The following is a 17,017-nucleotide window of genomic DNA, read 5'->3' as shown; positions in this document are numbered from 1 at the left end:
GCACTTATTTTCAGGGTAAGAGGTAAAAAGACGACGATTGCGTTAATTAACACGGCTGGTCGCCCTGTTCATTCAGGCGACCAGCACAGTAATCAGCAGGAGGATTTAGACAGGCGAGAAAGTTTATAGTGAGTGGTGATAAAGCTGACGATAAAGACCAGAGCGAAAAGCACCACAATGGTTGGTGCGGGAGCACTGTCAATAAAAAATGAGAGATAAACGCCGCAGAGTGAGACAACCAGCGAAACAAACGTCGCCAGTATCAACGCATGGGAAAACCGATCCGTCAGCAAAACGGCAATCGCTCCGGGCGCAATAAGCAATGAAATCGATAAAATAATCCCTACTGCCTTAAGCGTTGCCACAATGGTCAGAGACACCATACACAACAGGCTATAATGCAGCCAGCGCACCGAAAGCCCGCACACCTGAGCCTGTTGAGGATCAAAGCTGAACAGCATGAAATCGCGCCATTTCAGGCCGACGACAGCGACAATCACAGCGGCAATGCCTAACGTCTGAAAAATATCGCTTTGGCTGATCCCCAGCATATCGCCGAATAAAATATGGTCGAGGTGGATCTCCGGTTTCAGGGCGATGTACAAAATCAGGCCAACCGCAAACATCCCGGAAAAAACAATACCCAGAACCGTGTCCTGCTTGATTCTGCTGTTCTCTTTAAGGTAGCCACTGGCGACAGCACAAAACAAACCGGCACTGAATGCGCCCACTGCCAGAGGTAATGCCATCATCCACGCCAGCACTATGCCTGGAAAGACAGCATGGCTCATCGCATCACCCATCAACGCCCAGCCCTTCAGGACCAAAAAGACTGACAGCAGCGCACAAGGCACGGCAACCACCGCCGCGATGAGTAAAGCATGATTCATAAAACCAAACTGAAAAGGTTCCAGCCACATCATCTTGTCTCCCGCACAGCATGCGCCTGGGCACGACGACGATTCGCCAGCACACCGTGCTTAGGCGCAAAGATGAAGGCCAGTAAAAAAAGTAACGTTTGCGCAACGACAATAATGCCGCCCGTTGCGCCATCAAGATAATAACTTGCCCACGCGCCCATAAAGCTCGTGATGCTGCCAATGGCAACCGCGATGGCAAGTAGCCGGGGAAAGCGATCGGTCAGCAACCAGGCCGTTGCCCCTGGCGTGACAACCAGACAGATAACCAGAAACGCGCCCACAGTTTGTAACGCAGCCACGGTCGAAACGGCCAACAAAGTGAAAAATAAGATCTTAAGACGCACCGGATTTAAACCAACGGCGCGAGCATGGTTTTCATCGAAAAAGGTGACCATTAAATCTTTCCATTTGAAAAACAAAATGGCGACAGAAGTCAGTCCGATAATAAGCAGCTGAATGATATCGGAAGGCGCAATAGCCAGAATATTGCCCAGCACGATAGTCTGAATATTTACCGAAGTGGGATTGAGGGAAACCATAAACAGCCCAAGGCCGAAGAACGAAGAAAAAATCAGGCCGATGATGGTATCTTCTTTCAGCCGCGTGCGCTGGTTGAGCAACAGCATGCTCCCTGCCGCTAAGCCCCCTGATAAAAAAGCGCCCAACGCAAACGGCAGTCCGAGCATGTAAGCGCCCGCGACACCGGGAACAATAGAGTGTGACAGCGCATCACCAATAAGCGACCAGCCCTTTAACATCAGATAACAGGACAGAAAGGCGCACAGCCCGCCGACCATGGCTGAAATCCACATGGCGTTCAACATATATTGATAACCAAAAGGTTCAACGAGCGCGGTCATCGTTTACCCCATGATGAATGCGTGTCCGTGGATGCATTAACCAGCCGTTCATGATCGGCGATAACCTGCGTGATACCGCCCTCATTCATGACATGGCGCAGTACGCCACTGAATGTGCGCTCCAGATTCTGCTGCGTAAACGTCGTCGCCGTGGGGCCGCTGGCAAGAACCGTGCCTTTAACCATGACGGTGTAATCACAAAACTCGGTCACGGAGCCAAGATTATGGGTCGAAACCAGCATAGTTTTTCCTTCCTCCTTTAGCTCACGCAACAAGCTGATGATTTTGGCCTCGGTATGAACATCAACGCCGGTGAAGGGTTCATCCAGTAAAATCACCTCGCCCTGTTGCGCAATGGCCCGCGCAAGGAAAACGCGTTTCTTCTGACCGCCGGAAAGCTCACCGATTTGGCGATGGCGAAAATCCAGCATGTCAACGCGTGCCAGCGCGTCAGTCACCCGATCGCGATCCTGCCGTTTAGGGATACGCATCAGGCCCATATGTCCATAGCGCCCCATCATAACCACATCATCCACCAGAACCGGAAAAGACCAGTCAACCTCCTCGGCCTGCGGCACATAGGCGACCAGGCTACGGCGAAGCGCCTTACGCGTTGGCAATCCCAGTACGCTGATATGGCCCGATCGCGCAGGTACAAATCCCATAAGCGCTTTGAAAAGCGTAGATTTACCCGAACCATTTACCCCGACGAGTGCAGCAATTGACCCGGCTGGCACGCTAAAGCTGGCGTTGTGCAACGCTGTATGCCCGTTACGGTAGGTTACCGAGAGGTCCGAAACGACAATTGTGGGGTTCATGGTGTTTTCATCCCGTCCTGAATGCCGTTAACCAGCGTCTGGGTGGTAACTTTCAACAGGTCAAGATACGTTGGCACAGGCCCCCTGGCCGCGCTTAATGAGTCAACGTATAACACACCGCCATAATGTGAGTGCGTTTCGCGCGCGACCTGGCGTGCAGGTTTATCGGAGACGGTGCTTTCACTGAAGATGACGGGAATGGCATTCTTTTTCATCTGATCGATGACGTTCCGAACCTGCTGTGGCGTTCCCTGCTGATCGGCATTGATTGGCCAGAGATAAAGTTCTTTAAGCCCTAAATCACGTGCCAGATAGGAAAAAGCGCCTTCGCTGGTCACTATCCAGCGTTTGTTTTCTGGTATGGCGGCGAGTTGCTTACGAACAGGTTCGAGTGCTGCAACGATCTTTTGCTTATAGGCGGCTGCGTTCTGCTGATAGGTGCTGGCATTGGCCGGATCGTGCTTTACAAGCGCATCACGAATATTATCCACATAGATCAGTGCGTTATCCGGTGACATCCATGCGTGAGGATTGGGTTTGCCATTATAAGGTCCTTCCCCTATTCCTATCGGAGAAACGCCCGTTGAAACAACAACTTCAGGAACGCCTTTGAGATGTTGATAAAAACGTTGAAACCACAATTCCAGATTCAAACCATTAGCCATCACCAGATGTGCACCCTGTGCACGTTTAATATCGCCTGGGGTCGGTTGATACTCATGAATTTCGGCATCAGGTTTGGTGATTGACGTGACCTCAGCCGCCTCCCCTGCCACATTTTTTGCCATGTCAGCAATAACGGTGAAGGTCGTGACGACCTTAAATTTATCAGCCGCATAGCTGTTGAGGCTAATAAAAACACTCAACATCATGCCAAGTGTTGAAACCGATAATTTACTCACCATGTTCGTCATCCTGAGATTAATGAAGAAAGCGCCAATAATTTAGCCCATGCTAAATTTTATAGCACAGGCTATAAAATTCACACAGAAACACTTTGTGAAGTTTTTTAATGAAATGAATGGAAGTTTTAAGTTTTGTAATGCAGAGTGGCTAACTAGTTATTCTGAAAGTAAAAGTCCAGCAGTGTAGCGCCATCGAATAATGAAGAAACCTTCCTGATGCAGGTCCATAAAGTGGATGGATCAACGCTGAGCGCGCGCAGGGTAAAACAGGAACGCTATGCTTTGCTAAAATAAACTTGTCGTATGAAAGGCAAAGGAGGTCATTTTGTTACTTTCCCAGCAGCACCTGACAAACACGATCATCGGAGAAGCCGCTCTGAACCTGATCGCCATCAATCAGGACGTCAGTGTGGAGTCTCTTGTCGATGAGCTTAAAGTAATGACCCGGTCTGAAGTGGATGAAGCCAGGCTGTCACAACTTGATGATGCAACCAAATGGCTGATGGGTTTCAGGCAAATTGGTTCGCGCCTGACTTCAGGCAGAGGCTGGTCTGCACGCAAATCAGCGTTTTCAGGATCTTCAGACAACGACGGCGATGACATTGTCATAAAATAGTTCTATGCTCATTTTTTACGCATTGTGTTAACTTTTAAGCTTAATTTTGGCACAATGCTTGATAACATCCGCCCTACTTCACACCTCTGTAACTCTCTGTTTTTAATCAATTAGCATTTTTTGCACAAAAAACTCCCGTTAAGAACATCAAAATTCTGTACAAGTTTTTGAAAGATGTATAACTTTCGCTCTATGGCAAAGTACATTTTAACCACCTGAGGATAATCGTATGCGTCAGAACGGACATGCACCGGATAATACCAGCGACATCGCCCGTTACTTCAGCCAGGCAAATTTGCCCTCTCAGCAGGAAACGCTGGGTGAGATTGTTGTTGAGCTACTGCGCGCAGGCCAAACACTTTCACGCAAAGCAATTTGCAGTAAATTGCTCCATCGTCTTGACGGTTGTGATGCCACAGAGCAGCAAAGTCATTACCAGGAGCTGATTGGATTACTGTTTAGTCGCGAAAGCTAATATAAATTTAACGCTTTAAAATTAATTCGTTACCTGAAGTAATTTCTGATCGGGCACTACCATGTTTACTCACAGGGATAGTACTGCCCACAGCTGACGCGGGAAGGTTAGCTGTCCCCCGTCATCGTAGCCGGAGCGTGGCTACAAATTCGTAATCAGAGAAGCCAGTATGTACAGAAGTGAAGAAGAAAAAATAACGGATGTCATGATTGGTGAGGCCGTTCTGATCTTACTGAAATCAGAAAGTCCGATATCCAGCAATGCACTTATTGCTCAACTTGAAGCAATGGCAAGTGAAACCGAGGACGCAACCAGGCTGAAAGCCATCAAAGTTGCGATTGTTGAAGTACAAAAAGGCATGGCCACAGCGAATAGTCGCCGCCGGGTGGATCTTCCCGAGCGCGATAAACACCGTTTGAACAACGACGGCCCACCAGAAGGCTCTAAAAAACACTGACGCTGGCGTCTAAGATTTAAGCTGTGCCAGCGAGAGAAAAGATGGGCATCAAAGTGTGTTATGCCTGGTAACCCTTACTACTTAATGACCTTGTCGGCTGACTCCTTAAGACGCAACTGACGATTCTTAGAGAATGATAACTATGCAACAGAGCACATCAGATTTAGCCATCATCGAGTTTTTTCGCAGTGAGGGAGAGCATCTTGCTCAGGAGACTGAGCTGCTTGGCAGAGTTATCAGAAATATTGTCAGTGACGAAAAACGCGTAACCAATAAAGCGATCATCCTGTACCTCATCGCAGAACTCGAATCGACGGATGATGAGTTCCACATCGAACTGTTACGCAGAACTCTTGAAATCGTGGTAGGACGTACGCCAGACGATGCAGGTGTGTAGTTTCGCATCTGACATCTGTGGTGAGGGCGTTTATCCTAAGTCAGCGTGAGTTTGTTGACCTGCAACGCAGCCAGATTGCAGGTCACTCTTAATGCATTTTGCGTGAGAAAAAATGGATTGCGCGCTGGCAAAGTACTTTAAATCTTTTGTCTCGGCTGTCCTGACTTAAACGAAACAATGCATCTGTGATCTGGTGAAACTGCACGGGCTCACCTACCTTCAGAAGTTCACTCACCACCGCCCCAATCAGCGCACGAATGTCGTTGTCTTCATGGTTATTCACATAACCTCCAACCGGTGTATGTATATACAGACTAACACTTTTGTGGTCAGGAAAACAAAGCCAGCAGAGGAAATAAACCTTAAGCGAAGCGGTAGAATCTACTTATATTATTGATTTAGTTATACAATAATTTTATTTTTCCACGACCAATCTAGTGAAATGGTAATTCTTTTCTAAATCGGATAAAACGTAAATTTCTATTACTTTTTGTCAGTTTTATGGACTTGTTCACCGGTCATATTCTGGAAGTTAATCCCTCTATTTAATTTGCTATACCACTTTTAAAATACAGTCTTAAATTAATTATTCCTGCTAGTAATGGCGGCACCTGAAATAAAATCTCACGAAACCGCCATTTATAAAAATCAACTAGTAAAGCTTTTTTGCATTATACAATGTAATAACAATCGCGCCAGCTGCAAGGGCGATGAGGAAAATTCCCAGTCCAATCATAGCGTTAAATGCATAGGTTTTAAACAGTAATAGTCCGACAATGCACCCCGTTAAAAAAGATAATACCGTTGTTAAATGTGTATAGAGCTGCTTCTGGGCAAATCGTCTGTCGCAAGGTTCTGCCCGGGATATAAAAGATGATAAATAGGAACCTAAGGCGATGCCTGCGTCAGTTAGCGTACCGGTAATATGGGTTGATCTGACACGGCCGTTCGACAGTTGCGTAGAAGTCGCATTATGTAAGCCCATCAGGAAGCCCAGCATCAACAATACTTCACCGTTGTAGCTGGGTGAATAAAACCATTTTTCGAAGAGTGAGGCTGCCGTCAGTGCAAACCCTTCAGCCAGAATGATCAGGCAGAAGATGGTTCTGATTTTCCGTCTTTCGCCGGCAATAATGAACAATCTCGCGGTGGTACAACCGATCACAAACGCAGAAATCAGACCCGCAAGGAAAACCAGACTATCAAAGTCAGAAGTGAAAACTTCGTTAGAAATCTGAGAAGTATTACCGCTCATGTGTGACGGAAAAAAACCAAACGCGCCTAAAGCCATTGCGTTGAGTATCCCGGCAGTCGTTGCCAGTGCCAGAGCCAGATATCTATCCTCGGTATGTGACCGTATTTTCTTCTTCTTTATCAGCACGCGGTTCCCCTATAAATGTGCATAAATATCAGTCTGGATCCTGAGGCTCCAGACAACTAATAGTAGTATGCTTTTAAAAACTCAGCGGGGAATACAGATAAGTCTGGGTCTGTAACCTGTTAATTGTATTGATTTTTATAGTTTCATTGACTGATTTCATAAAACGTCAATGCCGGTCATATTTTTTATGCTGCTCATGACCAGGGCTGGTGCTTGGTGTCACCTGATAGCCTAATCCAGGCAGAGGATTTAACTAATAGCGCTATTTATGGCAGGATATGCGACCGGACTGATGCCCCTGTTGGCCAGTGAGAAGAATGACTCTGGATGGATAGATGACAGTACTAAAACCCGCTTTTCTTATCCCTGCCGCCCTTGTCGTTGGGTTCCTGGGGTGGTGGCTGACACCTCATTATGACGCTGAAGATGAAAACTACTACATTTCTGTGCTCTGCGCCGTACCTCAGCAAAATGAGCAACAGCTGCAGAAAGACATGAAAAACGTTATAGAAGGCAGTAATTCAGACTATGCGTTGCAAAAAATACATTTTGTTCCTGGCCTGGCCGCTCGGGTGATCGACAACTGGAAAAGTCTGACTCAAGAACAGCAGCAGCAGGCAGCACTTAGCAATCATGCGTGCTCGCAGTTGCTAATGACCAACAAGTAATACATTGGGAGTTAGGCACTATGATGCCTGTACGGAAAAACTATGCTTCGCTTGGGGAAGTCACTGCCCCCTATGTCCATGCCGTCAGCCACAATCAAACACTCTATGTCTCAGGCTTAACGGCGTTTGGCACGCCTGCACACCAGGGGGATATCGCGGCGCAGGCTGAAGTGATTTTTGATCAGCTGGAAAGCATAGCAGCGGCTGAAAACACCTCTCTGCAGCAACTCATTAAGGTCACCCTCTTTGTAACCTCTTTTAAAGATATTGATGCACTCCGCAACATGCTGTTTAAACGTTATGGTGATTATTTACCTGCGAGCGCATTGGTACAGGTTAGTGCTCTGTTCTCACCTGACTTGCTGATTGAGATCGACGCAATCCTGGGTCTTTGAACATTTATAAACCTCATTTTCTGGGTTATGAAAAGGGCAGAAATTGAGGTAACGCAATGATGTTCGACACAGTACTTAATCCAGTGCAACTCACTGGCAATGGGAGCAAAGTTTCATTTCGCGCAAAGCCGTTCAAACCACGCAGAGCGACCTGAACCTTCGCTGGCTGTTATCGACAGATATATCAGATGACGACAGATGTTTTCAGGCCTGGCATCTATTCCGGCAAAAAAGACACAACAAATTCTGATCATACGGCATGATTAACATCTGATTATGATCGTCGTTTCCTTCTCTCATCCTTGACCCAACGCTTTATACTTCAGTTGCCGCACCGTCAGATGGCATTGAACGAACAGGTTTATGCGTAAGTGGCACAGTGCTGAAAGGCTATAAATGCCCCCGACGTTAGTGATGCTGAGTAGTCTGGTGGAAGTTCTGGAATCGTTGAGTAACAAAGCCCCCTGCCCTACCCTTTACTTACCTGAAGCTCAGTGCTGGCTAATAGCCACTGACCATTATTGCCTTGAAACGCGCATGACACATGAATTGTCACTGAACTCTCATCTCTCCATCTTCACCCATTACATCTTTCACTCTGCGGTCACGCTGGCAAAGACATTTTCGTCTTGAGAGATACGTATGTTGTCGAATCGCCGCTTGTGCCTTGTCTTCGTGAACGCTTACGCCAGTCGCACTCCACGCCGGGCTTAACAGTTTCAGTTAACGAGGAAGGCTGCGCGCTTTTCGGCTTGAATGCTGAATCAGTGGCTATCTGCTCATAAAAAGAAATCGTGTAAGACTCCCATTTACACAAGGCTGATATACGTGCCGCAAATTGCCATTAGGTGCATAAGATAAATTTCAGCCTGAAATCGCCAACATTTAGGTGTTACTGATTACAGTGAACGTTTAAGTGGCATTCACTGTAATCAGTGAAAGAGGAGATAAAAACCAGCCAGAGGATGAATGATTTTTTTGAACGTCAAAAACACAGGCAAACCTTTATATTATGTTAAATAATCAGGCACGGTCGCAAATTTTCGCCCCTGAAATCGTTGACGTCCTGAGAAGACAGCGACGTATTTTTCCTTCGATTTGGCTAAAACACGTTAATACCGCCACGTGGATTTCCCTTCGTGGCGAGTCGTCATTTATCTGCGTTAAAGCGATTTTAAGCCTGTTAAAGACAGTTGTCCCCAACCCGCCATCATGTGAAGAATACTTTTAACCAGGGTGAGCAACGCATCTTAACCGTTCACTGTACACTGCAACCCAGATACCTATGTAGAGCCTGGATGATGCGATCAAAAAAACCTGTCTAAACGGCCACTCGCCAGCGAGGCTTGCCTGTTTTCATAATGACTGCTTTCAACAATTTTATGCAGCAAACCCATTGATAAGTATGAATTTCAGCCTGAAATCGCCAAACAGGTCATCTGCGGTTGCTGATTACAGTGGTTGTGATTCGCTGGAATCAGTATCGAAAGTCATTCCCGTGATTGAAGCGGGATGTAGCCTCAGCAGGATGAAATAAACAAAACTCAGCCAACATGAGCATGTTATGAGTGAAGACCAGAACAGTTAATCTCAAAAGAATCTCGTTGCCGATTCACTGTAATCAGTTTTTCATCATGGATGGGAATGTGACAGTGCCACACACAGTCGATAATCAAGCCTATGACCTACGTTTACAGATAACAGTGAACGTCGGGTTGGCCTGAATGCAGTTTGTAGTATTTAGTAAAAACATCATGCCAACACCAGAGCCGCTAGCTTTCGCCCGGGCATCACTGTTCTGTAAGAAATGGCGTTTTCTCCTCCTGCAGGCACTGATGCGAATTTGATAAAATGCTGTACAGCATCAGGCTTTTACTTTCATTAGCGCCTAACAGAACGCTTTCGCTCTACAGCTTTGTCTGTTACTTATTCGAATAATACCTGGGCTAAAACGGGTTTTGTATGATGACTGCACCGACTTCAGCTTGTCGCTGTGCATTCTGTCGTCGCGTCAGCGCTCGTTTTCACTAAATCGTTGTTTTATCAACGTGAGGGCAATTGCCAGGTGTGAATCTGTTCCGCTTAAGCGAAAGGCCAGAGTCACGATGCAAACTGCGACATGTTTTTTAGCATCGGGGCATGAAACCAACTCCATGTGTTTAACTTACTTACTCCTGAAACGCATATCAGTAAGGCGAAAGATTGGCGCATGTCTCTGTCATTAAGGCTCTCTCAACTTATCCACTTTTTCTGTGGATAACTAAGGGATATTTTCTGTATATCAATTTAACCAGAGTTTGACCGGGACGTTCGTCTTCAAAAAAATAACAAAGCAAAACCCTGACGCATTGACTTCTCTCAGAAACCGAGGGATTACTTTTTATCGCTGACTGAATTTCAGGCTGAAATCGCCATCATAAAAACAATATTTTTCATGAAGATAGGGTTGAAAAAAGCGTCTCTTTCGCCCTGACACCGATAATCCACACACTTCTAAATCTCTTATTGCAATCACAGCAACACCGCTAATTGAGATGCCGTCGAAAAATTGCTGTATCCGTCTCTGTTTGTGTAAATATCGCGCAGACTGCATCCAATAAAAATCATCGACGTGATTTGCCCCCACAGCATTGAGCACAATAGACCGTTAGCCATGTCGGTTGGGTTACCTTCTCTGTTAGCATTTTGCCAGCCCACTGCTAACCTCGCTGACGTCAGATAAATCACTCAGGAATGAGGCTGAAACGCTTATAGTCCTTCCGCCAGTCGTTAATGTATTTTTTGGGTGAACACTTTCGCTTAACCCGAGCTTAATCTGACACGCCTTTAGAAAACTACCATTTAAGCTTTCGATAACCCCATAGGTATTTGATCGCCCGGCTGAATAAGCCGAAGCTTAACGCCATGCGCGAAGGTCCACTGGTTCAGTGCCCGCCAGGTAAGCGCGGGTGCAGAGTCTGGTCTGGTCTGGTCTGGTCTGGTCTGGTCTGGTCTTAACGTTACCGGATAGCCATGAAATAGCACAATACTGTCCAGAATACGTGTGACCTGCATACCAGATATACCTGAGGTAAGAGAAACTGACAGGTATTCATTGGTAAAATAATCAACGCAGATATAACACTTTATTCTGCGTCAGGATGCCTGTGCGTCCATGACGAAATACGGTGACCACGACAGACCAGGAGCAGCAAGACGGAGCAGAGGAAGGCGTTCTGTAATCCGTACTCTACGACCTCGCCTGCAATTAACACCCGAGCCGCTGAGATGGTAAAGGCATCACAAGTACTTGTGATTAACATGCAGGCCTTCTCGTTGCCGTAGTTTCCCGCTATACGGCGCTAACCGAAATGCCGTCGCTCGGATGGCAGCGCAATAGTGCGCCCTAAAAAATGCGCATCAGCCACCGGAGGCTGCTTCTCATGGCAGCAAGTCGACAGGAACAAATCAGCATACGTGCACGCACGAGGTCGTGACAGACTCATCACTTCACACCTCACTGCAACCGCTTCCCGCTTGCGATCTGTCGTCAGTATTATCGGCTCAACCACCTGTAATGCATCTTCACTCAGGCATCACTTCTGCAAGTCACTTCCTGAGACGGGCTCTCTCTTCTTCAGACGTTTTACTTCAGGGAGTGCCAAGCCATTAAATGTCTTACGCCAGGCGCAAAAGTTTGCGTCAGAAATAATATGCTTACGGGAGGAAATGCCAGCCTCGGCTATGCAAGCGATACTGATGATCTGTTCGTACGAAAACTGTCTTCATTGGGATGTCCTTGCGTTGCTATAACATCATGTTGTGGCCAGCAACGGGGAGCAGATCAGTCGAATCAAAAATCTTTTAGCACCGAGGCAGACAACCACATTAAAACCACAGGCGGCAGGCAGCAGGCGACAGGCGACAGGCGACAGGCGACAGGCGACAGGCGACAGGCGACAGGCGACAGGCGACAGGCGACAGGCGACAGGCGACAGGCGGGAAATATAGCGAATTTCATTTAGGGAAAGCAAATTAAAACATATAAAAAACAGTATCTTATAGATTAATTTCAGGCTATTTACTTGGCGATTTCAGCCTGAAATCTGCTATAGCGATATCGAATATTACAGGGATAAAGGAAATATGAGGGAATAAAAAAACCAGACAATCGATTTGCCTGGTTTGATATGTTTCATCGGGTCATATACTTCTTTAATGTCTCAGCAATGACCTTATCTAGTTCGTCCTGGAGTTCTTTGGACTGGCGGTTAAACTCATAGCTAAACATTCTTCCTCGCGTTTTTTTGCGCGCAAATCGATCCTTATCAGCAAAGGACCAGAGAGCCACCGCTGTGGTTTTATCTTTCTCAGGTTCTTTAACGAGCGTCTGGCTGCCCTGACGAATCAATCTCAGAATTGTGTTTTTTAACTCGTCCTCAGCCAAACCATCACGAGCACTGACAACATCGATTTCAGCCGAGATAGCGTTTATCAATGCCTCGACGGTTTGCCCGGTCTCACTCAGTTTATCCGCAGCCTGGAGCAAGGCTTTATAATCAGGATAAGTCAGCTCTGACTGATTAGGAAAAAGAGAGATCAAATCAGCGGGAACGCTGGCAGCTTGTAAAGCACGGGTGACCTTGGCTTGCGAAAGGCCCTGGTTTTCAGCAATCTCTTTTTGGGATAAGCCGCCGTCTTTGAGCGCCAGTAATCGCATCCCGACTTCACGCAAATTATGCTCACGGGCCGTCTGAATATCCTGCGCAAGCCTGCGTGCCTCATCCGGAGTGATGACCGCATCGGTCACAAGAATATCCAGACCGGTTTTACAATAAAGTGCTGCCGCGCGACGTCGTGAGCCGTCCAGTATCTCTATACGTTCGCCCTGCATCACACCAATGGCAGGGAAAAACTGCTGAAGCTTAATCGTGCGGATAATATCCCGCAGTGAGTCAGGCGTAAGACCAGACTGATCGCGACCATTCGTTTCCATGGTCACAAAGGTTTTGCTTTCTATCTCATTCGCAGGAATGTGTTCAAAACGGAATACGGCACGTTTTCCTGTGGCAAGAACAAACGTCTGCGAAGGGTTATCAGAGAGTTTTTCTGTGTTTAACGGTGTCTGGCTGAAGGTTCTGCCGATCGTTATTCTTTTCGCACTCATAAAAACCTCAGTTCAGGCGGATAAATTCAATGCGGTCAAAAACCGCTTTAGCGAAGTCTTCGGCGGCAGAACGAGCGTTTTTCAGCGCCTCACTGCTACCTACATAGGTTGACGGGTTAGCCGATATAACCGTGTCAAACGACTCACCGCAACGCTCAAAACCATCCAGACGGGGCAGGGTTGCGTCCAGCATGTCGCCGCCGAAAATTTCTTTAGCAAGGCTGTGGCAAAGTTTATGGTCTGCTTTGTTAGAGAGCTTTGACATAAACCCGATATTGCCCTGGAGACGGCATACGGCTCCCGACTCTTCAATAATGCCAATCAGCTCTGGTAAACGAGTCAGGTATTTGAGGGTAGAGTGGAAATCAACCTGTGCCGGTGGGACTGGAGTCATCAGGAGATCGGATGCGGCGATCGCATTCTTTAAAAATGCATCCAGATGTGGGCCACTGTCGATGAAGATGAAGTCGTAATCTTTTTTAAGCTTAGACACGACATTATCATATAACACCGAATGAATGTTTTGCCCTGGCAAATGAGTGGCACACAGCTGATCCCAACTTGATGCAATAAATGCGTCATCTATTGATGCAGGTAATACGTCCACACCAGGAATAATGGATGAAACGATAAATTCACTTACCAGCTCATCCCGTGTGACGTTTTGTAGCATCGCCTGAGCGGCAGTCGCCTCCACGAGCCCGACAGAACGCTCGTGATTCAAAAACATCGTGGCAGAAGACTGTGGGTCGAGATCAATCACAAGGATGCGCAGGTCTTCATATAAAAGGTGAGGGTGAGCCCGAAGAGCGTGAGCCAGAGAAACAGTAGAAACCGTCTTGGAAACGCCACCTTTAAGATTTCCCACAAATAAGGTAAAGGCTTCAGTGTGACGATGGCGATATTTCGGCACGCCGCGATGATGATAGATATCAATAATGTTCTGAATGGACATGGCGTACTTCACCGAGCTACCGGCGGCGCGCTTATCGAACTGATAACCACTCTCTTCCATTTCGTTTACGGCATAATCAACGCTGGCGCGGGTCAGTTTTGGCAGTTTAGCCAGAGCCGCCTTGGCATAAATTTGGTAGTAGCTGTTTTCCTGCAACTCAAGCTTTTGTGCCTGAATTTGTTCAGTAAGGCTCAATAACATGCGTTCGGAACGCTGAGCAACTTTCATGACCTGACTATCATCGTTAGCCATACTTACTCCAAATATGTAGGATTTATGAATTTATACCTAAATCCTGCACACAAGGCAACAAGTTATCATATCAACGCAATACTGTGTTAAATGTAGGACTCCTGATTTCTGTGACTTTGTTCGCACAATTCACTGTGATGAGCGGGACACATCTCGAGCTCGCGCACATGAAATACCACCCATTCATCTTCACAGCCTTAACCTTGACGCTTGATCCAGCACACGATAAGGCTGACAAATTCTATCTCCTGTAAAAGCTGGTAAGAAAAGGCATCAATAACAGTGTCGAACGTTCACTGTAATCAGTGAATGAATGCATTCGAATTTTTGCAGACCTGATGGAGGTCAATTCAGTTCCAATACGTGTTAACCGTAAGCAGGAGGGCCAGGCCAATATGCTGATTTCACCGCATATCTGGATCACAGATTCATGCCGGTTGGCAGCGGTAAGATCGCTAAACTGAAAGATTCACTATAGTCAGCAAAAGATTCACTGTAATCAGTAACGAGGGATGGGTGCATCATGAGTTCAGGCCGATGTGTGGCCCTGCATGTGAAGCCGGTAGACAAAAGGGTACTGAGTTGAACGGACTGGCAACTGGCAACTGGCAACTGGCAACTGGCAACTGGCAGGGTGACATATCCCGTTTTTCAACGAAAGAAAAGGGGAGTCATTTCACAGGGCGCCAACAGAGGATTCACTATAATCAGCAAGTGCAGCGCTCAGTATATTCACTGTAATCAGTAAAAGTTATGGGTAACTTTAGGCATTCACTGTAGTCAGTAACCTTCCGCTTTCATTTTGATGGCCCCTTTACGAGGAGTCATCAGGCTGGCCTTTCCCACAGCCAGACTCTAACTTAAACGCAGAACGGCTATGGGACTGAGTTTCAAACATTCACTGTAATCAGTAAATACACATCCAGCCAAACACCTCATATGGGGTTGAATGCTAAACAACTCAATCGACTTCCACCAGCCCCAGCATGGTCAGAGCATTCACTGTAATCAGTATACTTCGTAAGTCCTGACCCGCGGGTCAGTGACCAGAATCAGGCCACGTCTCATCATGGGCGGGCTTATGGGTGAGAGTGGATTCACTGTAGTCAGTAAAACATTCACTGTAATCAGTAAAAGAAGGAAAGGAATTCGGTTGGCTGCAAACGGAACCTGGCCGCGTCAGATGGGATGTTCACTATAATCAGCAAACGTGATTTTCATTTAACCTGCCAGTATCTCAACATTCACTGTAATGAGCTAAGTGTTCACTGTAGTCAGCTGACTTCGTGACAAATGCTGAAGCTTCATCCCAAACGGCACACATCATTCACTGTAATCAGCACTGGCTTAACCCTGTCACTTTTTTTTAAGCGGAAAAGCACCCAATTGGAACAGGAAAGGCAGGGCAAATAGCCAGCAAAACAGAGGTAAAAAAAGACACTATTAAACAAGGGTTTAACTATAACATTCACTGTATTCTGTAAATAACAAAGCTCAGTAAATTCACTATAAACAGTATGACGACGCGGAGGTTTGCTTTCGAGCCGACATTCACTGTAATCAGTAAAAGCGGTTTAAACGCACGTAGAGAGGTGATCTAAAAAAGGTTAGTAAGTGCAAGCTAACTTATAAGCTATTGATAAAAACGCACTTAAAAAATGGATCGCGAAAGTAGAGATATGGACCAGCTCACTTTTACTGATTACAGTGAACACGACTGATTACAGTGAATGGCCAGCCAACTGCCTGGAGAATTAAGACGAAAATGATAGGCATACGTGTCACTTTTTGGCAAAAGTGACACTGCAACGCGAGGAGTACTGATTACAGTGAACGTTGGGCTCAGTCTTCAAAATCGATGTCATCGAGCGTATCGATTCCTTCCAGGTTACTGATACCATCGAGTTTCGGTGTTCTGCTGTGAATGATGAAAAATACGGAGCGGCCTCGTTTGACTTCAGAGTAATCAAGGTAGCCAATCTCTTTAAGCTGTTCCATCGCGCGCCGTACCACGTGATTCTGCGTGGTAATCTTTGAGCCAAGATTGAGCCGCATACGTAAGCGGGCAAGAGAAATGGGCGCAGGGTTGGTCGGCAGGCTCTCCAGGAACGTATAAAGCGCCTGAGCCGATTCTTTACGCTTAAGGCGGGAGATAGCCCTCAGCTGCAGTAAAACCTTGTGGTCGAAGTTATACAGCTCAAAGAGCTTGGGATCAGCCTGTATGCGGACAATGTCTTTTTCACGATCGTAATAAGCTGACTGTACCAGATGCGTATGATAGGCCTTACCGTTACCTTCAAAAGAGAGAGTGTTCGTCGCAATACGGCGTAACGAAGCGTCGAGTCGCTTACGCAATGCGGCAGAGGAGTTGGCGGAGGGAATACCGCACATCTTCACGAAATCAATAAAAGGCAGGGTTACCGTATCACCCTGTGTAGGGTAACGGGAAAAAGACTGAATAATACCGGCCCAGGTCTTAAAGTCATTATCCATATCCAGTCTGGCACCGGTGATGGTAATCTTTTCATAGCCTTCCGCTTTAACCAGAGAGAGGTTTTTAAGCTCTTTGGTGGCATCGGTTGAAGCCATAGCACCAGAAATGCCCCGCGCTGTGGATTTAAGCGTGGGAACAAAGAGTCCCAGACGCATTAAGGCCACGGGCTGAACGGTATTATTTTTGTTGGGATGAAGCTGAATAACTTCACCACTGTTTTTGGTCACAGACAGAAAAGGCTCTAGTAACGCTTTGTTTTCACTATCTTTATCTGCCAT

Annotated in this window: 15 protein-coding genes and 1 pseudogene; 6 read left to right on the top strand and 10 right to left on the bottom strand. The window is 46.6% G+C overall.

Going from position 1 to position 17,017, the window contains the following annotated elements:
* Positions 1–92: 92 nt before the first annotated feature.
* The 4 genes from AAIE03_RS20760 to AAIE03_RS20745 are packed head-to-tail and all read right to left on the bottom strand — an operon-like array spanning position 93 to position 3,470.
* Complete coding sequence (locus tag AAIE03_RS20760) at positions 93–920, bottom strand: metal ABC transporter permease (RefSeq protein ID WP_019106861.1); 828 nt, start codon at positions 918–920, stop codon at positions 93–95.
* Positions 920–1,780: an iron/manganese ABC transporter permease subunit SitC gene (gene sitC, locus AAIE03_RS20755; protein WP_019105871.1), complete on the bottom strand. Its 861-nt coding sequence runs from the start codon at positions 1,778–1,780 to the stop codon at positions 920–922. The genes AAIE03_RS20760 and sitC overlap by 1 nt, the downstream gene beginning before the upstream one ends.
* Positions 1,777–2,598: a manganese/iron ABC transporter ATP-binding protein gene (locus tag AAIE03_RS20750; RefSeq protein ID WP_498563173.1), complete on the bottom strand. Its 822-nt coding sequence runs from the start codon at positions 2,596–2,598 to the stop codon at positions 1,777–1,779. Before AAIE03_RS20750 ends, sitC begins: the two co-directional genes overlap by 4 nt.
* A complete protein-coding gene (locus AAIE03_RS20745) occupies positions 2,595–3,470 on the bottom strand; it encodes a metal ABC transporter substrate-binding protein (protein WP_498563217.1) in 876 nt (291 codons plus the stop codon). The genes AAIE03_RS20750 and AAIE03_RS20745 overlap by 4 nt, the downstream gene beginning before the upstream one ends.
* Before the next feature lie 358 nt (positions 3,471–3,828).
* Between AAIE03_RS20745 and AAIE03_RS20740 the strand changes: the two genes are divergently transcribed.
* The 4 genes from AAIE03_RS20740 to AAIE03_RS20725 all read left to right on the top strand — a co-directional run bounded on the left by AAIE03_RS20740 (position 3,829) and on the right by AAIE03_RS20725 (position 5,448).
* A complete protein-coding gene (locus AAIE03_RS20740; RefSeq protein ID WP_013028032.1) occupies positions 3,829–4,119 on the top strand; it encodes a hypothetical protein in 291 nt (96 codons plus the stop codon).
* 229 nt (positions 4,120–4,348) lie between these two features.
* Complete coding sequence (gene ycgZ / locus AAIE03_RS20735; RefSeq protein ID WP_019105874.1) at positions 4,349–4,594, top strand: regulatory protein YcgZ; 246 nt, start codon at positions 4,349–4,351, stop codon at positions 4,592–4,594.
* A 169-nt stretch (positions 4,595–4,763) separates the two neighbouring features.
* On the top strand, positions 4,764–5,051 hold the full coding sequence (locus AAIE03_RS20730; protein ID WP_013028030.1) for a hypothetical protein: 288 nt from the start codon (positions 4,764–4,766) through the stop codon (positions 5,049–5,051).
* A 142-nt stretch (positions 5,052–5,193) separates the two neighbouring features.
* A complete protein-coding gene (locus AAIE03_RS20725) occupies positions 5,194–5,448 on the top strand; it encodes a biofilm/acid-resistance regulator YmgB/AriR (protein WP_014604571.1) in 255 nt (84 codons plus the stop codon).
* 88 nt (positions 5,449–5,536) lie between these two features.
* On the opposite strand, the gene AAIE03_RS20720 is transcribed toward AAIE03_RS20725, so the two are convergent.
* Positions 5,537–5,731, bottom strand: a complete 195-nt coding sequence (locus tag AAIE03_RS20720; protein ID WP_013028028.1) for a hypothetical protein — start codon at positions 5,729–5,731, stop codon at positions 5,537–5,539.
* 369 nt (positions 5,732–6,100) lie between these two features.
* Positions 6,101–6,829, bottom strand: coding sequence for a YoaK family protein (locus AAIE03_RS20715; RefSeq protein WP_014598206.1), 729 nt, complete (start codon positions 6,827–6,829; stop codon positions 6,101–6,103).
* A 335-nt stretch (positions 6,830–7,164) separates the two neighbouring features.
* On the opposite strand from AAIE03_RS20715, the gene AAIE03_RS20710 reads away from it, so the two are divergent.
* Positions 7,165–7,497, top strand: a complete 333-nt coding sequence (locus AAIE03_RS20710; RefSeq protein WP_013028026.1) for a hypothetical protein — start codon at positions 7,165–7,167, stop codon at positions 7,495–7,497.
* 20 nt (positions 7,498–7,517) lie between these two features.
* Positions 7,518–7,892 carry a RidA family protein gene (locus AAIE03_RS20705; protein ID WP_019105875.1) on the top strand — a complete coding sequence of 125 codons (375 nt, stop codon included), beginning with the start codon at positions 7,518–7,520 and terminating at the stop codon, positions 7,890–7,892.
* A 2,646-nt stretch (positions 7,893–10,538) separates the two neighbouring features.
* Here the strand turns inward: AAIE03_RS20705 and AAIE03_RS20700 are convergent.
* The 4 genes and pseudogenes from AAIE03_RS20700 to AAIE03_RS20685 all read right to left on the bottom strand — a co-directional run.
* Positions 10,539–11,635, bottom strand: a pseudogene (locus AAIE03_RS20700) (integrase core domain-containing protein); the annotation flags it as partial.
* Between the two features lie 431 nt (positions 11,636–12,066).
* Positions 12,067–13,038, bottom strand: coding sequence for a ParB family protein (locus AAIE03_RS20695; RefSeq protein ID WP_019105877.1), 972 nt, complete (start codon positions 13,036–13,038; stop codon positions 12,067–12,069).
* Positions 13,039–13,045: 7 nt separating this feature from the next.
* Positions 13,046–14,245 carry an AAA family ATPase gene (locus tag AAIE03_RS20690; protein ID WP_498563172.1) on the bottom strand — a complete coding sequence of 400 codons (1,200 nt, stop codon included), beginning with the start codon at positions 14,243–14,245 and terminating at the stop codon, positions 13,046–13,048.
* A 1,842-nt stretch (positions 14,246–16,087) separates the two neighbouring features.
* A complete protein-coding gene (locus AAIE03_RS20685; RefSeq protein ID WP_013028019.1) occupies positions 16,088–17,017 on the bottom strand; it encodes a RepB family plasmid replication initiator protein in 930 nt (309 codons plus the stop codon).

The organism is Pantoea sp. Ae19-2, from assembly GCF_059801205.1.
Note: the sequence above shows the minus strand (reverse complement) of the source record. Positions and strands in the feature narration are given on the sequence as shown.

Coding starts and splice junctions, on each gene's coding strand:
- sitC (WP_019105871.1), bottom strand. CDS start 1,780: ATGACCGCGCTCGTTGAACCTTTTGGTTATCAATATATGTTGAACGCC.
- AAIE03_RS20690 (WP_498563172.1), bottom strand. CDS start 14,245: ATGGCTAACGATGATAGTCAGGTCATGAAAGTTGCTCAGCGTTCCGAA.
- AAIE03_RS20745 (WP_498563217.1), bottom strand. CDS start 3,470: ATGATGTTGAGTGTTTTTATTAGCCTCAACAGCTATGCGGCTGATAAA.
- AAIE03_RS20705 (WP_019105875.1), top strand. CDS start 7,518: ATGATGCCTGTACGGAAAAACTATGCTTCGCTTGGGGAAGTCACTGCC.
- AAIE03_RS20750 (WP_498563173.1), bottom strand. CDS start 2,598: ATGAACCCCACAATTGTCGTTTCGGACCTCTCGGTAACCTACCGTAAC.
- AAIE03_RS20695 (WP_019105877.1), bottom strand. CDS start 13,038: ATGAGTGCGAAAAGAATAACGATCGGCAGAACCTTCAGCCAGACACCG.
- ycgZ (WP_019105874.1), top strand. CDS start 4,349: ATGCGTCAGAACGGACATGCACCGGATAATACCAGCGACATCGCCCGT.
- AAIE03_RS20730 (WP_013028030.1), top strand. CDS start 4,764: ATGTACAGAAGTGAAGAAGAAAAAATAACGGATGTCATGATTGGTGAG.
- AAIE03_RS20725 (WP_014604571.1), top strand. CDS start 5,194: ATGCAACAGAGCACATCAGATTTAGCCATCATCGAGTTTTTTCGCAGT.
- AAIE03_RS20710 (WP_013028026.1), top strand. CDS start 7,165: ATGACAGTACTAAAACCCGCTTTTCTTATCCCTGCCGCCCTTGTCGTT.
- AAIE03_RS20760 (WP_019106861.1), bottom strand. CDS start 920: ATGTGGCTGGAACCTTTTCAGTTTGGTTTTATGAATCATGCTTTACTC.
- AAIE03_RS20685 (WP_013028019.1), bottom strand. CDS start 17,017: ATGGCAGATAAAGATAGTGAAAACAAAGCGTTACTAGAGCCTTTTCTG.